This window comes from Janthinobacterium sp. HH104 (assembly GCF_001758715.1).
Lineage (GTDB): Bacteria > Pseudomonadota > Gammaproteobacteria > Burkholderiales > Burkholderiaceae_D > Janthinobacterium > Janthinobacterium aestuarii.
Map to the genome: position 1 here is coordinate 151,154 of NZ_LRIB01000035.1, position 14,891 is coordinate 166,044.

Sequence of the window (14,891 nt, forward strand, 5' to 3'; positions counted from 1 at the left end):
ATCCTACATGCGCTCTTGCCATCCTCCTATTTCTTGTGGCCCATGCGCGCACTAAGATGACGGTTCCCTTGCCATGCGAGGGGGAAGATTTGCATGGTTTGCATTGTTTTTTGCATTGTTTCTGATTCCATCGATCAAGGAGATCATCATGGCCACATCGAGCGACAATAAACAGCAAGGTAATAAAACCAGTAGCAGTAGCAGCGGCGGCAACAAGCAAAGCGATACCAGCAAACGGGGTTTCGCTTCCATGGACCCCGCCCAGCAGCGTGAAATCGCCAGTGAAGGCGGACGGGCCGCACATGAAAAAGGCACGGCCCATGAATTCACGTCCGAAGAGGCCCGCCGCGCAGGCAGCCAAAGCCACAAGAACGATGGCAACCGGCAAAGCGCCTCCAGCTCCAGCGGCTCGCGCGACAATGCCAGCATGAACCAGGATGGCGGCCGCGACAGTGGCAACAAGCAAAGCGGCGGTTCCGGTTCCAGCTCGGGGTCGCGCAACAAGTAGTGACTGGCAAGCAGTAGCACGTTGCAAGTAGCAATGGGCCCTGGCCGGCGGGAGGCAGGCACGCCGCTGGCCAGGGCCGCGCTTGTTTGGCTACCGCTGGCTAGCGCAAAAATTCTGATGCATCGCAGCAGGCATGGACTATGATGAAATAGCTGCGCCGGCCACGGCCCACGCATAGTCAATCTGCAATCAAATCGGATTCATGATCAGGGAGAAGATGATGGGTAACTCCACTACGCCGCAGCCCGGCAATAAGCAGGGTGGCACGCCGGCCACGGCGGGCAGCAAGCAAAGCACGGCCGATTCGGGCGAAAACTTTGTGCTGGTCGATAGCGAGCAAGGCCTCGATATCGGCGACGATCTGTTTTCCATCGGCGAGGTGCGGCGCGCCGACCGCTTGCCCCATCACCAGGCCGGCTCCGCCGGGCAGAGCCGGCAGAGCGCCGACGATGCGCCCGATACCACGGGCAGCACGGGCGTCTGATCTTCCAACCTTAGCTTAACCTTCGGACCATCCCCGCTGTGCCAGCTGCAAGACGTGTTCGCGCACGTCGGCTGGCCAGTCCTGCACGCACGCGAGGAACGCCGGCTGCTTGCCGGCGAACAGGGCGCGGCTCGCTTCCTCGAAGCCGGGCGCGTCGCCGGCCAGCGCATTCATGACTTTATAGGCCGCTTCGCGTGCCTGGCGCTGCTCATCGTGCGCCTTGTTGCCGCGCTGCGCGTGTTCCACCAGTTTGCGCAAGGCCACGGAAGCGCCACCCGGCTGCGTTGCCAGCCATTCCCAGTGACGGGGCAGTAAGGTGATTTCGCGCGCCACCACCCCCAGTTTTGGCCGGCCCGCCGTGCGCGCGGGAATGTCTTCCTGCGGCGCTGGCGTGGCCGCGCGTGGCAGGCGCTGCAGCACGTCGGCCAGGCTGCCATGCAGGTTCAGGTCGACCTGGCTGCCGCTGGCGTCGTCGAAAATCAGGATCTGCGCATCGGGTTCGCGCGTCACCAGTTCTTTCAATGATTGCGCGACCGCGTGCAAAGTGCCGTCGGCCACTTTGCGTTTGCCGGCGAAGGCGGTGAGCTCGGGTGTTACGAGGGTATGCATGTTTGCCTCCATGGGGGAATGCAGGCAATTTTACCCGGGTTAAATTGAAAGTCAATAACACCCGGGTAAAATAGAAAAAGTCTGCTACAGATCGACCCGGCCGTGTTCGCCCATGTCTTTCGGCGGCTCGCCCGTGATGGCGGCCTTGGCCATTTCATAGAATTGCATCATCTTGCTGGCGCTGCTATCCCAATATTCGGCCGACTGTATCGTGACCTTGATCAGCGACAGCTTCGGATCGTCGAGTCCGCCCGGGAACCACGCTTTGACCAGCGGGTTCCACAATTCCTCCGCCTTGGCGCGGTCTTTCAGCAGCTGCGCGTGGCCGCAGACGGACACATACAGGCTGTCGCCCGTGTCGACAAAGCTGACGTTGACTTGCGGATTGTTCAGCAAGTCGCGCGTGTAAGCGGCATCGTCCGAGACAAAAAACCAGATTTGCCCTTCGCTGTCGACCTGCTGCTGCGTCAACGGCCGGCTGGTGAGCGTGCGCATGTCGTCGCTGGTGGTCAGCATGCCGAATTTGATGTCCTTGATCTTGGCCGCGATGTTGGCCAGTTGTTCGCTGGAATATTGTTGCATGTGCTTGCTCCTGTTTGATTGTCCTGAACAACAGCATAGGCGGGTGCGGCAAGCGGCTCTGTACGGCAGCTTACGTAGCAGGCCAGCTTTGTTTCAAAGCTGTTACAAAACGCTGGCCCGGCGGGGCACCCCATGTATTGACTTAATAAATGATAATCATTATCATTTGTTTGAAAATATCAGCATGCACTTTGATTGAAGGATGGGAATGAAGCACACTGACTTGTCGCGCCACCTGGCCCGCTCCTTGCCGGGAGCGCTCAATGGCTGATGCGGGCGCCGCAGACAAGGTCAAGAACAACGCCAGCCGCGCCGTCTGGCTGAAGAACTTGCATCAATGGCACTGGATCAGCTCGGCGCTTTGTCTGCTGGGCATGTTTCTGTTCGCCATTACCGGCATCACCCTGAACCACGCCGGCCAGATCGAAGCCAAGCCGGCGATCACACGCCAGAAGGCCGAGCTGCCGGCACCCCTCGTCACGGAACTGGCCGCGTATGCCGCCAAGCACGATGGCGCCAATGCGCCGATGCCGGCCGCCGCCGAAGCCTGGCTCAAGCAGCAATGGTCGCTCAATGCGGGCGGGCGTCCCGCCGAATGGTCGGTCGACGAAGTGTATCTGCCGCTGCCCAAGGCGGGCGGCGACGCCTGGGTGCGCATCGGCCTCGAAGACGGGGCCGCCGAATATGAATTGACGGACCGGGGCTGGGTGTCCTGGCTCAACGATGTCCACAAGGGCCGCAACACGGGCGTGGCCTGGAGCTGGTTCATCGACATCTTTGCCGGCGCCTGCATCGTGTTTTGCCTGACGGGTTTGTTGATTTTGAAGTTCCACGCAGCCAACCGGCCATTTACCTGGCCGATGGTGGGCCTCGGTATCTTGATACCTTGCGTGATCGCCTTGCTGTTTATCCACTGATGTTTTTTCCTTTTTACAGGCACACCATGAAATTACGCTACTCCCTGGCGCTTGGCCTTCCCCTGATCGGTACGTCGGCGATGGCTGCCGACCTGTCCCTCAAGATTGAACTGCCGCAACTGAACGTGGCGGAATACCACCGTCCCTACGTGGCGGCGTGGCTGGAAACGGCGGACCAGAAGGTCGTTGGCAATCTGGCCGTGCTGTATGACGTGAAAAAGAAGGACAAGGCCGGTGAAAAATGGCTGAAGGACATGCGTCAATGGTGGCGCAAGAGCGGCCGCGACCTGGCCATGCCCGTTGACGGCGTCAGCGGCGCCACGCGCGCGCCCGGCGAACATACCTTGACGTTCCCCGGCGCCAAAGCCTTGCTCGACAAGCTGCCGGCCGGCGAATACCAGGTGGTCGTGGAAGCGGCGCGCGAAGCGGGCGGACGCGAACTGGTGCGCGTACCGTTCCAGTGGCCGCTGAAATCGGCCCAGTCCGTGCCTGCCAAAGGCAAGGAAGAACTCGGCAATGTCGTCGTCCAACTCAAACCATAAGGCGCACATCATGTTCAAGCAATTCAACAAAACCCTGATCGCCGTGGCCCTGGCCGGCCTGGCCATGAACGCCCACGCCCACCGCGGCTGGATGGTGCCATCGAGCACGATGGTGGAAAGCAAGGACGCCTGGGTGACGGTGGACGCGGCCGTTTCCGACGGCCTGTTCGATATCGACCACCAGCCGCTGCGCCTGGATGCACTGCAAGTGATTGGTCCGGATGGCGCGAAGGTCACGCCGGCGAACACGGTCACGGGCCGTTTGCGCAGCGTCTTCGACGTGAAAATGGAAAAGCCGGGCACGTATAAAGCGGCCATCGTGTCGCAAAACGTGATGGGCAGCTACAAGCTCAATGGCGAGCAGAAACGTTTCCGCGGCAACGAAGAGACGTTCAAGAAGGAAGTGCCGGCCGACGCGCAAGAGCTGAAAATCACGCGCACGGCAGCGCGCCTGGAAACTTTCTTCAGCAATGGCGAAACCAGCACGGAAGTGTTCAAGCCGACGGGCGTGGGCCTGGAATTCGTGCCCGTGACGCACCCGAACGATTTGCGTGCGGGCGAGAAAGCCACGTGGCGCTTCCTCGTCGATGGCAAGCCGGCGGCGAACCAGGCCTTCAGCCTGGTGCCAGGCGGCGTGCGCTACCGTGGCGTGCTCGGTGAAATCCGCCAGAGCACGGATGCCAAGGGCGAGATCACGTTCACTGTGCCGGCGGCCGGCATGTATTACCTGAGCAGCACCTGGCCAGCGGCCGCACCGGCCGTGGCCGGCCAGCCGCCGGTGATGCCCGAGCGCCGCATGACGTACGCGGCCACCGTGGAAGTGCTGCCGCAGTAAGCGGCGGCATCGTCACGAGAGCGCCGATGCGCCGGGTCCTGCTGCCGCAGCATATTTCCGATCAGGCCGCGCCGCCCGGCTCCGCGATCCGGGACTTGCGCGGCTTGTCCATGGGCACCAGCTGGTCGGTGCGCCTGCTCGAGTCCGCCATGCCGGGACGCGCGGGCAGCGCCGACCTGCAGCAGGGCTTGCAGCAGCAGCTGGACCTGGTCGTGGCGCAAATGAGCCACTGGAGCGACGAGTCCGACCTGGGCCGCTTCAACCGGGCCGAGCCTGGTAGCTGGCACAGCCTGCCCGCCGCGTTTTGCGAGGTGCTGGGCTTTGCCATGCACGTGTCGCAAGCATCGGGCGGCGCCTACGACCCGTGCGCGGGCGCCCTCGTCAATCTGTGGGGCTTCGGTCCCCGCCATCGCTACGATGAACCGGGCTTTTTGCCGCCAAAAGACGATAGCGTGGCCCTGCTGCTGGCGCAAGGCCAGCGCCGCCGCCTGGAGTTGGACTTGCCGGCCCGCCGCGCGCGCCAGCCGGGCGGCTTGCAGCTCGATTTGTCCGCCATCGCCAAGGGCTATGGCGTGGACCGCCTGGCCCGCTACCTGGACAGCCAGGGCATCCACCATTACCTGGTCGAAGTGGGCGGCGAACTGCGCGGCGCTGGCAGCAAGCCCGACGGTCAGCCGTGGTGGGTGATGCTGGAACAGGTCGATGGCGCCAATACCGAGCGGCATCCGGCGGAAATGCTGCTGGCGCTGCACGGCTTGTCCGTGGCGACGTCGGGCGATTACCGGCGTTTCTTCGAGGACGGCACGGTGCGTTTCTCGCACACCATCGATCCGCGCAGCGGCATGCCGATCGCCAATCAACTCGCTTCCGTCACCGTCGTGCATGAGCAATGCATGGCGGCCGACGCCTGGTCGACGGCCCTGACCGTGCTGGGTGTCGAGGCCGGCATGGCGCTGGCCGAAGAGCAGGGCCTGGCCGCGCGCTTCCTGCAGCGCGACGGGCACGGCTACCACGAAACGCTGAGCAGCCACATGCTGGCCATGCTCGACGAATGAACGATTAATTCCATGATTTTTACGCACGATACGACGCGGCTGGCCTTGCTGGCCGCCCTGTCCCTCAGTTATGCGGGCGTGTGCCTGGCGCCCTGGCTGCGCGCGCGCGCCAAGCGCCGCACGTCCGATGTGGCCAAGGCGGCGCTGGCCAACAGCCGTCCCTGGCTGGTGGCGTATGCGAGCCAGACGGGTAATGCCGAGGAACTGGCCACGCAAACGGCGCAGAGCCTGCAGCTGGCCGGCATCCCCGTGCGCCTGTGCGCGCTGGCGGAAGTGACGGCAGCTGACCTGCAACAGGCGGAACGGGCCTTGTTCCTGGTCAGCACGTATGGCGAAGGCGATGCGCCCGACAATGCGGCCGCCTTCATGGGCCGCTTGATGACGGGTGAGATTGCGCTGCCGCAATTGCACTATGCCGTGCTGGCCCTGGGCGACCGCAGCTATGGCCAGTTCTGCGGCTTCGGCCGCGCGCTCGATGCCTGGCTGGCGGCGCAGGGCGCGTCGCGCCTGTTCGAACGCATCGAAGTCGATCGCAGCGCCAGCGCCGCCATCGAGCAATGGTTCCAGCACCTGAGCCACCTGGCCGGCACCAGCGATGCGCCGGACTGGAGCGCGCCCGCGTTTGGCGACTGGCGGCTGACGCAGCGCCGCCACCTCAACCCTGGCAGCGCCGGCGGCGCCATTTATCACGTGGAACTGGCGCCCGTGGCGGGCGCCTTGCCGGAGTGGCAGTCGGGCGACCTGGTGCAGGTGACGGCGCCCGCCGACCCATCGCAGCCGCGCGAATATTCGATCGCCTCGATCCCGCGCGATGGCGGCGTGCACTTGCTGGTGCGCCAGCATGCGCATCCCGATGGCAGCCTGGGCCTGGCCTCGGGCTGGCTCACGGCGCAGGCCAAGGTCGGCGACGTGGTGCAGCTGCGTTTGCGCCAGCACCGGCGTTTCCGTCTGGAAGACAATGCCCAGCGGCCATTGATTTTGATCGGCAACGGCAGCGGCATCGCCGGCTTGCGCGGACATTTGAAAAGCCGCGTGCTGGCAGGGCAGCGGCGCAATTGGCTGATCTTTGGCGAACGCAATGTGGCCCACGATTTCCATTATCGCGAAGAGATTGAAGGCTGGCACGCCAGCGGCGACTTGCCGCGCCTGGACCTGGCGTTTTCGCGCGACCAGGTGGAACGGACCTATGTGCAGGACCGCCTGCGCGGCAATGCCGATGAAGTCAAGCTGTGGCTGGAGCAGGGCGCGGCCATCTATATTTGCGGCAGCCTGGCCGGCATGGCAGGCGGCGTCGACCAGGCGCTGCAAGAGATCCTGGGCCGGCCCGCGCTCGATGCGCTGGCAGCTGAAGGGCGCTACCGGCGCGACGTGTATTAAGAAAGAAGGACTGTTTACGGCTGGATATCGGCCAGCGGCGCCGTGTCCATTTCGCCGCTCACTTCCTGCAAGCCGCGCGCCAGGCTGGAGATGCTGGGGTTGTCGATGAAGACGCAACGTTTGCCCGTGCGCTTGCAATAATCCTTCACGCGCCAGTAGGCGCTGTGGCTGATGCAGCCCGTCTGGCAAATCACCAGGTCGGCCGCCGCCAGGCTCGAGTCGAGCAGGTTGGCATTGTCTTCCAGGCCCCCGTCGTGGTGGGCGAACTGCGCGCCCACCCGCTCGATCAGGGCGCGGTAGGTGGCGACATTGCCGCTGCGTCCGCCCACGCACAAGACGCTTTGGTCGACGAGGCGGATCGGCATTTTGAGCTTGCCGCCGGTCGGCACTTCCAGCTTCGGCGCCGGTGGCGGCGCGACAGCGGCCGGGCGCGGCTGGGCCTGTTTCAATTCCGTGATTTGCTGGCGCAATTCCTTTTCGCGCTCATCCATTTGCGCCAGGCGTTCGACCAGGCGCGTGCGTGATTCCAGCGCGGGGATGGCGGCCTGCAACTGCGCCAGTTCCGCGCGCAAGCCGTCGATCACGCTATCCTTGCCGATGGCCTCGGCACGCGTGCGCAGCAGCACGGCTTCCTGGCGTTCCAGCTCGCCCGTCTTTTCCATCAGGGCGGCCTGGCTGCGTTGTTGCAGCTTGGACAGTTCCTGTGTCAGGCGCGCGTTTTCTTCTTGCAAGGCCGTAAATTTACCCATGTCGGCGCGCACGCAGGCGCCGGCCTGGTGCTGGATCATGTGCAAGTCGCGGCACATCTGCTCTTCCAGCTCGGCATCGCAGCGCGGGTGCGTCAGGCCGGCCCAGAAAGCGCCCGACACGTCGCCGTTGGCGACGGCCGTGCGCCACAGTTGCGCTACCTGCTCCGTCGTCTTGGCGCCGCGAAAGCGCAGGATCACGGGAGCGTAGCGGCGTTCGAGTTCCTTTTGCAGCGCCTCGGACAGGCGGTTGCGTGCGCCGCATTCCGTCACGGCGCCCACGTGCACTTCGTAGTCGTCGGCCAGCACGCGTCCGCCCGTCATCTTGCCTACCAGCTTGCGCAGGTAGCCCAATGGCAAACCCACGCCCACCAGCGGGCAATGGCAGGTGTGCGACAGTTCCCACAGCCGGCGGCGGCGCGAAGCGAGCGCGGCCGTTTCCGTGTCGGCGTGGGCGCAATTGCTGATGACGGGCAGGGACTGGTCTTTGTCACACATGGCGGTATCCTGTTGGGCGGTGGAGATGTTGAAGAGAACTATTGCGGCAGGGGCGAAGCGGGGCGCCTGGCGCTCAGCATGCGTGCCAGGCGATCCAGCAAGGTGGTCTTCGGCGGCACGGGCTGGTGCAGCGCCACCAGGGCGGCCCATTGCTGCGACAGTTGCTGGCAAGTTGCTTGTAGCACGGGACTCAGGCCGGGCGAGCCGGCCAGCGCTTGCAGATGGCGTTCGATGACACCGGCCAGTTTCTCGCAGGGACTGCCCGCATGGTAGTGCGACATCAGGTGCAGCACGGCCGACAGCAGCAATTCAGGCTGTTGGCTTTGCGGGGAAGAAAACATCGGGGAAGGTCGGTCGTGCGCCATCAAACACTCCTGTGCGGTGGTTTGGCTGGCTGCGCGCACGGGGCGCGACTGGCTGGCGAGCGTGGTGACTGGCTGCCGTGCTGCTTCAGGCAGTCAGGATCAGCTTGTTCAATTGGGTGACGCGCAGGCGATAGATCTTGCCGCTGTGCTCAATCTCCACTTCGCGGCCCTGCTGCAGCAGCGCTTCGCTGGTGATGCGGCGCGCCGGCTGGGCCATGCTGACGGGAGGACGGACGTGGGCAGTAGCGGCATCCTGGATCAAGGCTGGTTTTGAGCTTTGCATGTTGGGCTTTCTTTATCTCAGTTGAGAATGATTCGTATTTGCATTATTGTTGAATGTGGCCCGAAAAGCAAGGCTTATTTGTGCGGAACCTGCGCTTTTTTATGGCAGCGCGACGCCTTGGCCGACGAGGTCGTTCAAAGGCGGCCGCTGGCGCGGCGTGGAGGGGCGGTGGCGGCAAAAAAGACCCGGCAAGGCGGTGCGCGCCTTGGCCGGGTCAAGCCTGTGCCAAGCTGGAAGAAAGCGGGATGGCGTTAAATCGTGGCCAGCAATTGGGCCGAGGCGGCCGCCGCAGCGGTGGTGTCGGCCTTGAGCTTGGCGGCGGCCAGCTGCTTGGCGCGCGAGCGCGAAGGTGGCAGGCGGCGCAGGGTTTTCAGGGCGTCCGGATCCTTGATGCCGATGGTGCGCTGGTCAACCGAGATCAGGCCGATTTCATTGAAGGCGGACAAGGTGCGGCTCACCGTTTCCAGGGTCAGGCCCAGGTAGCTGCCGATTTCATGGCGCGTCATGCGCAGGTTGAACAGCTTGCTCGAGTAACCCATCTGCGCGAAGCGGTCGGCCAGCGAGACGAGGAAGCGCGCCACGCGAGCTTCGGCACTCAAGGCGCCCAGCATGCCGATCATCGCCTGTTCGCGCACCAGTTCACGGCTCATCACGCCGTACATGACGTTTTCCAGTTCCAGGTGAACACGTCCCAGCGCCGTCAGCTTCTTGAACGGCAGCAGGATCAGGTCGCAGTCGGACAGGGCCACCGCTTCCGAGGAGTAATGGCGCGAGTGGATGCCATCGACGCCCAGCATGTCGCCCTTCATGGGAAAGCTCAGTACCTGTTCATTGCCGAATTCATCGATGAGCACGGTTTTCAGGAAGCCCGAATTGACGATGTACAGGGTGTCGAACGGCTGGCCGATGGTGTGCACGCGCTGGCCCGTCTTGAATTGCACGTGCTGGAACAGCAGTTCATCGGCGGCGATGGTGCAGGCGCTGGAGATATGCAGCAGGTCGCACACCTCCTTCAGGTTCGACCAGAGCCGCCCCTGGCGCTGGCGCCCTGCTTCCATCGGAGAGGAGGGGGCCAGCGATGGGGAGGCGGCGCGGGTTTCGGGCGTTTGCGTGGACAGCATGTTCATCTCCTGGTGACAGGTAGTTCAGAGTTGAATAACAGGGTGCGCAGGACGGCGGGCAGGGAAGGGGCGGCGCGCGTCCAGGCAGGTAGAGCTCAATTCGCTGACGACTTGCTGTGTGATGAAATAACTTCCCAGCAACTTGATTACTGGTTTCAGTATGCCAACAACCGTATCCAATTAATATCAGCAGTGGCTGAATATGGCAGTAGGAGCTGTGGTAGGTGAGGTAGGATTGTTCCTACGGTCGACGCGCGGGCGCGCGCCGCCGTGCTCAAGTCTTGAAGGGGGATAAGAGGCGGTGCGCCACGGCGTACTGGACCATTTCCGACAGCGAACTCATGCCCATCTTTTGCATGATGCGCGTCTTGTGCGTACTCACCGTCTTGACGCTCAGGTGCAGATTGTTGGCGATTTCCGTGATCGACTTGCCCGCCACCAGCAGGGAAAAGACTTCGAACTCGCGGTCCGACAACTGTTTGTGCAGCAAGCTTTCATTCGGCATCATGATGTTGAGCACGAGCTGCTCCGCCACCTCGGCGCTGATATACGGACGTCCCGACGCCACCTTGTGGATGGCGCCCACGAGCTGGGTGCCCGCGCTTTCCTTGGTCAGATAGCCTTGCGCGCCGGCGCGGATGGCGCGCACCGCATATTGTTCTTCCTCGTGCATGGTGAGGATCAGGATGGCCAGCTTCGGCGCCTCGCTGCGGATTTGCCGGATCAGGTCGACGCCGCTGCGGCCCGGCATCGACAGGTCAAGCAGCAGCAGGTCGAAACCGCCCTGGCGTACGTGGTTGAGTACTTCAAAGCCGTCGATGGCTTCACCCACGATATCGATGTCCGGCGCGCCGTCAAGGATGCGCTTCAATCCTTCTCGCATGATGGTGTGGTCGTCGGCAATCACAATACGTATCATAGGCGGGCAATCTGGATGCGTGAAATCTGCTCTGTCCGTCACCGGACAATCAAATGTTGAGAAACGAGAAACGTTGCTATTTTAACTGACGCGGCCGAAAATTTGCCTTTTTCTTAATATGCCGGAAGCGGCGGCCTCCGTGGCCATGTGACCCCTTATTCCGACGGTGGTTCCTTGATCAGCCTATGCACGAGTACCGGCAGTTTTGAGTGCGACAGCACCTTGTTGGTGACGCTGCCCAGCAGCAATTGCCCCCAGCCGCTGCGGCCATGCGAGCCCATGAAAATCAGGTCGCAATGCTGCAATTGCGCCACTTCCACGATTTTCAGGGCGGGGCTGTCGGAAAAGGCCGTCAAGCCCGTCGCTTCCAGGCCCCGCTTGGCGGCCGCGTCGAGGATGGGCTGCCAGTGGTCGGCGCCCGCCTTGCGCATGGCGATGCGGTACTCCTCCTCGCTGGGGTAGCTTGGCGGAATGATCTCGATGTATACCGGGTACTGGTATTCGGGCGCCACGTACACGGCAAGGATGTCGGCGTGCATCTGTTCGGCAAAGGCAACGCCGGCACAGGCCGTCAAGTTGGAGACGGTGGAGCCGTCCGTGGCGATCAGAATTTTCTTATACATGGCAGATCCTTTGACGGTGACTGAGCGCGCGCAACGCCTCTTATTGTAGACGCGGCGGCAGCATTGTATTCATGTAAAGACTTGATAATTATCAACACAACTGCACCTTCAGTATAGACAACATTGGCAGAAAGATCGTGTTTTAGCTGCAACGCTGTCCATACTGCGCTGTTGCGCGGGCGCCCGGAAGCAGGATTTGTTGTACTGCGCGTGGTCTTGCACCCACGCCAATGGTAGTATTTCAAAATACAACAGCAGGAACACTTATTTCCTGGTGGAAAAGCTCTTGTGGACCAGCTTTGCACCAGGAAGCGCGTTTTGAGATTTACCAACAGGGCGGCGCCCTGCTACACTCGCACCATCGCAGCGGTATTGCCTCAAATCATCTTAATCGAGAAATTGTGGGTATCAGTCTGTAAAACGCACAGTTCAGGCGGAATTTTGACAAATTATGGAGAAGCAGGGATATGACCAACGCCGCTGATGATTTCGACGCATTATTCGATGAAGTATCTGCGCAAAGTGCGGCCGCGGCTCAGCCCGCACCTGCCGCCGCGCCCGCTCCCGCCGTGATTGCGGATGACGATTTCGACGCGCTGTTCGACTCCGTGTCGGCCAGCGCCGCCGTGCCGGCGGCCGCCGTGGCAGAAACGCCAGCCGCGCCGGAAGCGGCGCCCGTGGCCAGCGCCGATGCGCCTGGCGACGCGGCCGATCCCGTCGACCAGTCCGACAAGCCGATGTTCGAGCGCCTGGGCGGCATCGTGCGCCTGCTGCACGATTCGCTGCGCGAACTGGGCTACGACAAGGCGTTGACGGAAGCGTCGTCGCAGATCGTCGACGCCCAGGACCGCCTGGAATACGTCGCCACCCTGACCGAACAGGCAGCCAACAAGGTTCTGAACACGCTCGACGAAGGCATGCCGGCGCAAGATGTGCTGTCGAAGAAGGCCAAGGACATGGACAGCCGCTGGACGGCCCTGTTCGATGGCAAGCTGAGCCTGGAAGAATTCAAGGCCCTGGCCGGCGATTCGCGCCAGTTCGCGCAAGCCGTTTCCGAAGCAACGGAAGCGGAAAAAGCGCGCTTGCTGGAAATCATGATGGCGCAGGACTTCCAGGACATCACGGGCCAGCTGATCAAAAAAGTGGTCAACATCACCAAGACGGTGGAAAACGAACTGGCCCAGCTGCTGCGCGACAACGCGCCGGCCGAAGTGCGCGAGAAACTGGCGCAAAAGCCGGTGCCGCTGATGCAGGGCCCGTCCGTGCCGTCGGTGGCGCTGGACCAGGATAATGTAGACGACCTTCTTGCGGATTTGGGATTCTAATGGACGATATGCTCAAGGATTTCGTCGTTGAGGCGATGGATCTTGCGGTTAATGTTGAAGAGCACTTGTTGCGCCTCGAGCGCGATCCTGACAACAAGGAAACACTGAATGCCGTGTTTCGTTCCTTCCACACCATCAAGGGCGGCGCCGGCTTCATGGGCTTGCCCGCGCTGGTGGCGGCCTGCCATCTGACGGAAAACCTGTTCGATGCCTTGCGCACGGGCGCCGCGCCCGTGACCCCGATCGCCATCGAGGCGGCGCTGCAAGCGTCCGGTTTCGTCGCCGACCAGCTGACGGAGCTGGCCAATGGCGCCGCGCCGGAAAGCTTGCCGGCCATGCCGGAAGAGCTGGAACACATCCTGACGAACGCCATCGAAGGCAAGGGCATGGACGCGCCTGCGCCAGCCGCCGCCGTGGCGGAAGTGGCCGCGCCCGTTGCCGAGGTTGCCGAAGTTGTTGTGGCCGCGCCGACCGCTGCCGTTGCCACAGCCGGCGCCGATGGCCTGGACTGGGAAGCCATGTACAACGCCGTCGTGCCCGAAGGTAGCCGGGTCGCAGCCGCGCCGGTGTCCGCCGCCGCCGCTGCGCCTGCCGCCGTGGCCGCCGCCGCACCTGCTGCCCCTGCCGCTGCTGCCGCCAAACCGGCCGGCAAGAATTGGGATGGCGCCGAACGGCGTGAAGAGCGTCCGGAAGTGCGCCATGCCGCGCCCGTCAAGGAAGACAGCATCCGCGTCGACGCCGTCAAGCTCGACGCGCTGCTGGAAGTGGCCGGCGAATCCGTGCAGGCCGCCAACCAGGCTGCCGTGCTGCTCGAACGCTTGCTGCAATTCAAATTCGAAGGCCAGGCCGCCACCCTGATGGCGACCTTGGCGGAAACCCTGGAACGCGCTTCGCGCTACTCGACGGAACTGCAGCGGGCCACCCTGGCCACGCGCATGCAGCCCGTCGGCCGCCTGTTCCAGAAATTCCCGCGCCTGGTGCGCGAACTGGCGAAAGACCTGGGCAAGGATGTCGAGCTGACCATCGAAGGCGCGGAAACGGAAGTCGACCGCGTCGTCGTGGACAGCCTGTACGATCCGCTCGTGCACATGCTGCGCAACTCGCTCGACCATGGCGTCGAATCTCCGGAAGCGCGCCTGGCCGCCGGCAAGCCCGCCAAATCGTATATTTCGCTGAAAGCCTGGCAGGAAGCGAACAGCGTCATGATCGTGCTGCAGGATGACGGCAAGGGCATGGACCCGGTCTTCCTGCGCAGCAAGGCCCAGCAAAAGGGCTTGATCAGCGAAAACGCGCAACTGAGCAACGACGAATGCTTCCAGCTGGTGTTCCTGCCGGGCTTCTCGACCAAGGAAGTCGCCTCCAGCGTTTCCGGGCGCGGCGTGGGCATGGACGTGGTGAAAACGGCCGTGGAGAAAAACCGCGGCGCCATCCACATCGAATCATCGCTGGGCAAGGGCACGAAGTTTGCCATCCGCCTGCCGATCGAATTGTCGATCGTGCCGACCATGCTCGTGTCGACCTCGGGCGCCGCACTGGCGCTGCCGATGGCGGTGGTGCAGCGCGTCGTCGAATTGCCGGAAACCTTCATGGAAGTGGGCGGCGCGCCCGTGCTGAAAGACCAGGGCCGTCCATTGCCCGTGCGGTCGCTGGCCGGCTCGCTGGGCTACGAATCGTGCAGCGAGCGCGTCGGCATCGTTGTCGCCGCGCCACAGCCTTATATTCTGGCCGTGGAAGCCGTCGATGGCACGGCCGACCTCGTGATCAAGCCGATGACGGCCATCACCGTGGAAGGCATTACCGGTACTGCCCGCTCGGCCGAAGGCGAGCTGGTGCTAGTCGTGGGCCTATCTTTCCTGATGGATGGTTGCAGGGGAAGTGTGCGCATGGCTGCCTAGAAACACCGGCACTGACACCAAGCCCGCTGCAGACCTCTGCAGCGGGCTTTTTTTTCGGCTTTTTTCGATTTTTATTCGCCCCGCCGGCATTTTGGCGGATTTTCGTATCAGCAATTTTTTCGTCATATCCACAAGGCATGCCAAATTTTGTATCGCCTATCCCACGCTGGAGCGGCTTTTGGTTCTGCATTGCACAATATATGGCAT

The 14,891-nt window shown here is 62.8% G+C and carries 17 protein-coding genes; 9 read left to right on the plus strand and 8 right to left on the minus strand.

Annotated elements, in window-relative coordinates; all coding sequences use genetic code 11:
• Window positions 1–148: 148 nt before the first annotated feature.
• A complete protein-coding gene (locus JAB6_RS15560; RefSeq protein WP_070303570.1) occupies window positions 149–508 on the plus strand; it encodes a KGG domain-containing protein in 360 nt (119 codons plus the stop codon).
• A gap of 220 nt (window positions 509–728) precedes the next feature.
• Window positions 729–992, plus strand: coding sequence for a hypothetical protein (locus JAB6_RS15565; RefSeq protein WP_139091562.1), 264 nt, complete (start codon window positions 729–731; stop codon window positions 990–992).
• 15 nt (window positions 993–1,007) lie between these two features.
• Here JAB6_RS15565 and JAB6_RS15570 read toward each other — a convergent pair whose 3' ends face one another.
• Window positions 1,008–1,601 carry a DUF2239 family protein gene (locus JAB6_RS15570; RefSeq protein ID WP_070303546.1) on the minus strand — a complete coding sequence of 198 codons (594 nt, stop codon included), beginning with the start codon at window positions 1,599–1,601 and terminating at the stop codon, window positions 1,008–1,010.
• An 84-nt stretch (window positions 1,602–1,685) separates the two neighbouring features.
• Complete coding sequence (locus JAB6_RS15575; RefSeq protein ID WP_070303547.1) at window positions 1,686–2,183, minus strand: pyridoxamine 5'-phosphate oxidase family protein; 498 nt, start codon at window positions 2,181–2,183, stop codon at window positions 1,686–1,688.
• A gap of 263 nt (window positions 2,184–2,446) precedes the next feature.
• Here JAB6_RS15575 and JAB6_RS15580 point away from each other — a divergent pair, with 263 nt between their 5' ends.
• From JAB6_RS15580 to JAB6_RS15600, 5 genes are read left to right on the plus strand one after another with little or no spacing between them, the layout of a single operon-like run.
• A complete protein-coding gene (locus tag JAB6_RS15580) occupies window positions 2,447–3,100 on the plus strand; it encodes a PepSY-associated TM helix domain-containing protein (RefSeq protein WP_070303548.1) in 654 nt (217 codons plus the stop codon).
• Window positions 3,101–3,126: 26 nt separating this feature from the next.
• On the plus strand, window positions 3,127–3,642 hold the full coding sequence (locus JAB6_RS15585; protein WP_070303571.1) for a DUF2271 domain-containing protein: 516 nt from the start codon (window positions 3,127–3,129) through the stop codon (window positions 3,640–3,642).
• A 10-nt stretch (window positions 3,643–3,652) separates the two neighbouring features.
• Window positions 3,653–4,477, plus strand: coding sequence for a DUF4198 domain-containing protein (locus tag JAB6_RS15590; protein ID WP_070303549.1), 825 nt, complete (start codon window positions 3,653–3,655; stop codon window positions 4,475–4,477).
• A 26-nt stretch (window positions 4,478–4,503) separates the two neighbouring features.
• Window positions 4,504–5,532 (plus strand): FAD:protein FMN transferase, encoded by a 1,029-nt coding sequence (locus JAB6_RS15595; protein WP_070303550.1) that lies wholly within the window; start codon window positions 4,504–4,506, stop codon window positions 5,530–5,532.
• Window positions 5,533–5,544: 12 nt separating this feature from the next.
• Window positions 5,545–6,909 carry a sulfite reductase subunit alpha gene (locus JAB6_RS15600; protein WP_070303551.1) on the plus strand — a complete coding sequence of 455 codons (1,365 nt, stop codon included), beginning with the start codon at window positions 5,545–5,547 and terminating at the stop codon, window positions 6,907–6,909.
• Window positions 6,910–6,923: 14 nt separating this feature from the next.
• Here the strand turns inward: JAB6_RS15600 and JAB6_RS15605 are convergent, their stop codons facing one another.
• The 6 genes from JAB6_RS15605 to JAB6_RS15630 all read right to left on the minus strand — a co-directional run bounded on the left by JAB6_RS15605 (window position 6,924) and on the right by JAB6_RS15630 (window position 11,464).
• Entirely contained in the window at window positions 6,924–8,153 is a 1,230-nt protein-coding gene (locus JAB6_RS15605) for a DUF2325 domain-containing protein (RefSeq protein ID WP_083292745.1), read from the minus strand.
• A 38-nt stretch (window positions 8,154–8,191) separates the two neighbouring features.
• Window positions 8,192–8,518, minus strand: a complete 327-nt coding sequence (locus JAB6_RS15610; protein WP_034750562.1) for a hypothetical protein — start codon at window positions 8,516–8,518, stop codon at window positions 8,192–8,194.
• Window positions 8,519–8,603: 85 nt separating this feature from the next.
• Window positions 8,604–8,801, minus strand: a complete 198-nt coding sequence (gene hemP, locus JAB6_RS15615) for a hemin uptake protein HemP (protein WP_034750559.1) — start codon at window positions 8,799–8,801, stop codon at window positions 8,604–8,606.
• A 251-nt stretch (window positions 8,802–9,052) separates the two neighbouring features.
• Window positions 9,053–9,859 carry a Crp/Fnr family transcriptional regulator gene (locus tag JAB6_RS15620; RefSeq protein ID WP_070221155.1) on the minus strand — a complete coding sequence of 269 codons (807 nt, stop codon included), beginning with the start codon at window positions 9,857–9,859 and terminating at the stop codon, window positions 9,053–9,055.
• A 337-nt stretch (window positions 9,860–10,196) separates the two neighbouring features.
• Window positions 10,197–10,841 carry a response regulator transcription factor gene (locus JAB6_RS15625; RefSeq protein ID WP_034750556.1) on the minus strand — a complete coding sequence of 215 codons (645 nt, stop codon included), beginning with the start codon at window positions 10,839–10,841 and terminating at the stop codon, window positions 10,197–10,199.
• Window positions 10,842–10,996: 155 nt separating this feature from the next.
• Window positions 10,997–11,464 (minus strand): universal stress protein, encoded by a 468-nt coding sequence (locus JAB6_RS15630; RefSeq protein WP_034750554.1) that lies wholly within the window; start codon window positions 11,462–11,464, stop codon window positions 10,997–10,999.
• Window positions 11,465–11,931: 467 nt separating this feature from the next.
• On the opposite strand from JAB6_RS15630, the gene JAB6_RS15635 reads away from it, so the two are divergent.
• Window positions 11,932–12,789 (plus strand): protein phosphatase CheZ, encoded by an 858-nt coding sequence (locus tag JAB6_RS15635; RefSeq protein ID WP_034750552.1) that lies wholly within the window; start codon window positions 11,932–11,934, stop codon window positions 12,787–12,789.
• Window positions 12,789–14,684: a chemotaxis protein CheA gene (locus tag JAB6_RS15640; protein ID WP_070303552.1), complete on the plus strand. Its 1,896-nt coding sequence runs from the start codon at window positions 12,789–12,791 to the stop codon at window positions 14,682–14,684. Before JAB6_RS15635 ends, JAB6_RS15640 begins: the two co-directional genes overlap by 1 nt.
• Window positions 14,685–14,891 lie beyond the last annotated feature (207 nt).

Excerpts from the sequence above, each read along its gene's own strand:
- JAB6_RS15560 (WP_070303570.1), top strand. The coding sequence starts at position 149 with ATGGCCACATCGAGCGACAATAAACAGCAAGGTAATAAAACCAGTAGC.
- JAB6_RS15565 (WP_139091562.1), top strand. The coding sequence starts at position 729 with ATGGGTAACTCCACTACGCCGCAGCCCGGCAATAAGCAGGGTGGCACG.
- JAB6_RS15570 (WP_070303546.1), bottom strand. The coding sequence starts at position 1,601 with ATGCATACCCTCGTAACACCCGAGCTCACCGCCTTCGCCGGCAAACGC.
- JAB6_RS15575 (WP_070303547.1), bottom strand. The coding sequence starts at position 2,183 with ATGCAACAATATTCCAGCGAACAACTGGCCAACATCGCGGCCAAGATC.
- JAB6_RS15580 (WP_070303548.1), top strand. The coding sequence starts at position 2,447 with ATGGCTGATGCGGGCGCCGCAGACAAGGTCAAGAACAACGCCAGCCGC.
- JAB6_RS15585 (WP_070303571.1), top strand. The coding sequence starts at position 3,127 with ATGAAATTACGCTACTCCCTGGCGCTTGGCCTTCCCCTGATCGGTACG.
- JAB6_RS15590 (WP_070303549.1), top strand. The coding sequence starts at position 3,653 with ATGTTCAAGCAATTCAACAAAACCCTGATCGCCGTGGCCCTGGCCGGC.
- JAB6_RS15595 (WP_070303550.1), top strand. The coding sequence starts at position 4,504 with ATGCGCCGGGTCCTGCTGCCGCAGCATATTTCCGATCAGGCCGCGCCG.
- JAB6_RS15600 (WP_070303551.1), top strand. The coding sequence starts at position 5,545 with ATGATTTTTACGCACGATACGACGCGGCTGGCCTTGCTGGCCGCCCTG.
- JAB6_RS15605 (WP_083292745.1), bottom strand. The coding sequence starts at position 8,153 with ATGTGTGACAAAGACCAGTCCCTGCCCGTCATCAGCAATTGCGCCCAC.
- JAB6_RS15610 (WP_034750562.1), bottom strand. The coding sequence starts at position 8,518 with ATGGCGCACGACCGACCTTCCCCGATGTTTTCTTCCCCGCAAAGCCAA.
- hemP (WP_034750559.1), bottom strand. The coding sequence starts at position 8,801 with ATGCAAAGCTCAAAACCAGCCTTGATCCAGGATGCCGCTACTGCCCAC.
- JAB6_RS15620 (WP_070221155.1), bottom strand. The coding sequence starts at position 9,859 with ATGGAAGCAGGGCGCCAGCGCCAGGGGCGGCTCTGGTCGAACCTGAAG.
- JAB6_RS15625 (WP_034750556.1), bottom strand. The coding sequence starts at position 10,841 with ATGATACGTATTGTGATTGCCGACGACCACACCATCATGCGAGAAGGA.
- JAB6_RS15630 (WP_034750554.1), bottom strand. The coding sequence starts at position 11,464 with ATGTATAAGAAAATTCTGATCGCCACGGACGGCTCCACCGTCTCCAAC.
- JAB6_RS15635 (WP_034750552.1), top strand. The coding sequence starts at position 11,932 with ATGACCAACGCCGCTGATGATTTCGACGCATTATTCGATGAAGTATCT.
- JAB6_RS15640 (WP_070303552.1), top strand. The coding sequence starts at position 12,789 with ATGGACGATATGCTCAAGGATTTCGTCGTTGAGGCGATGGATCTTGCG.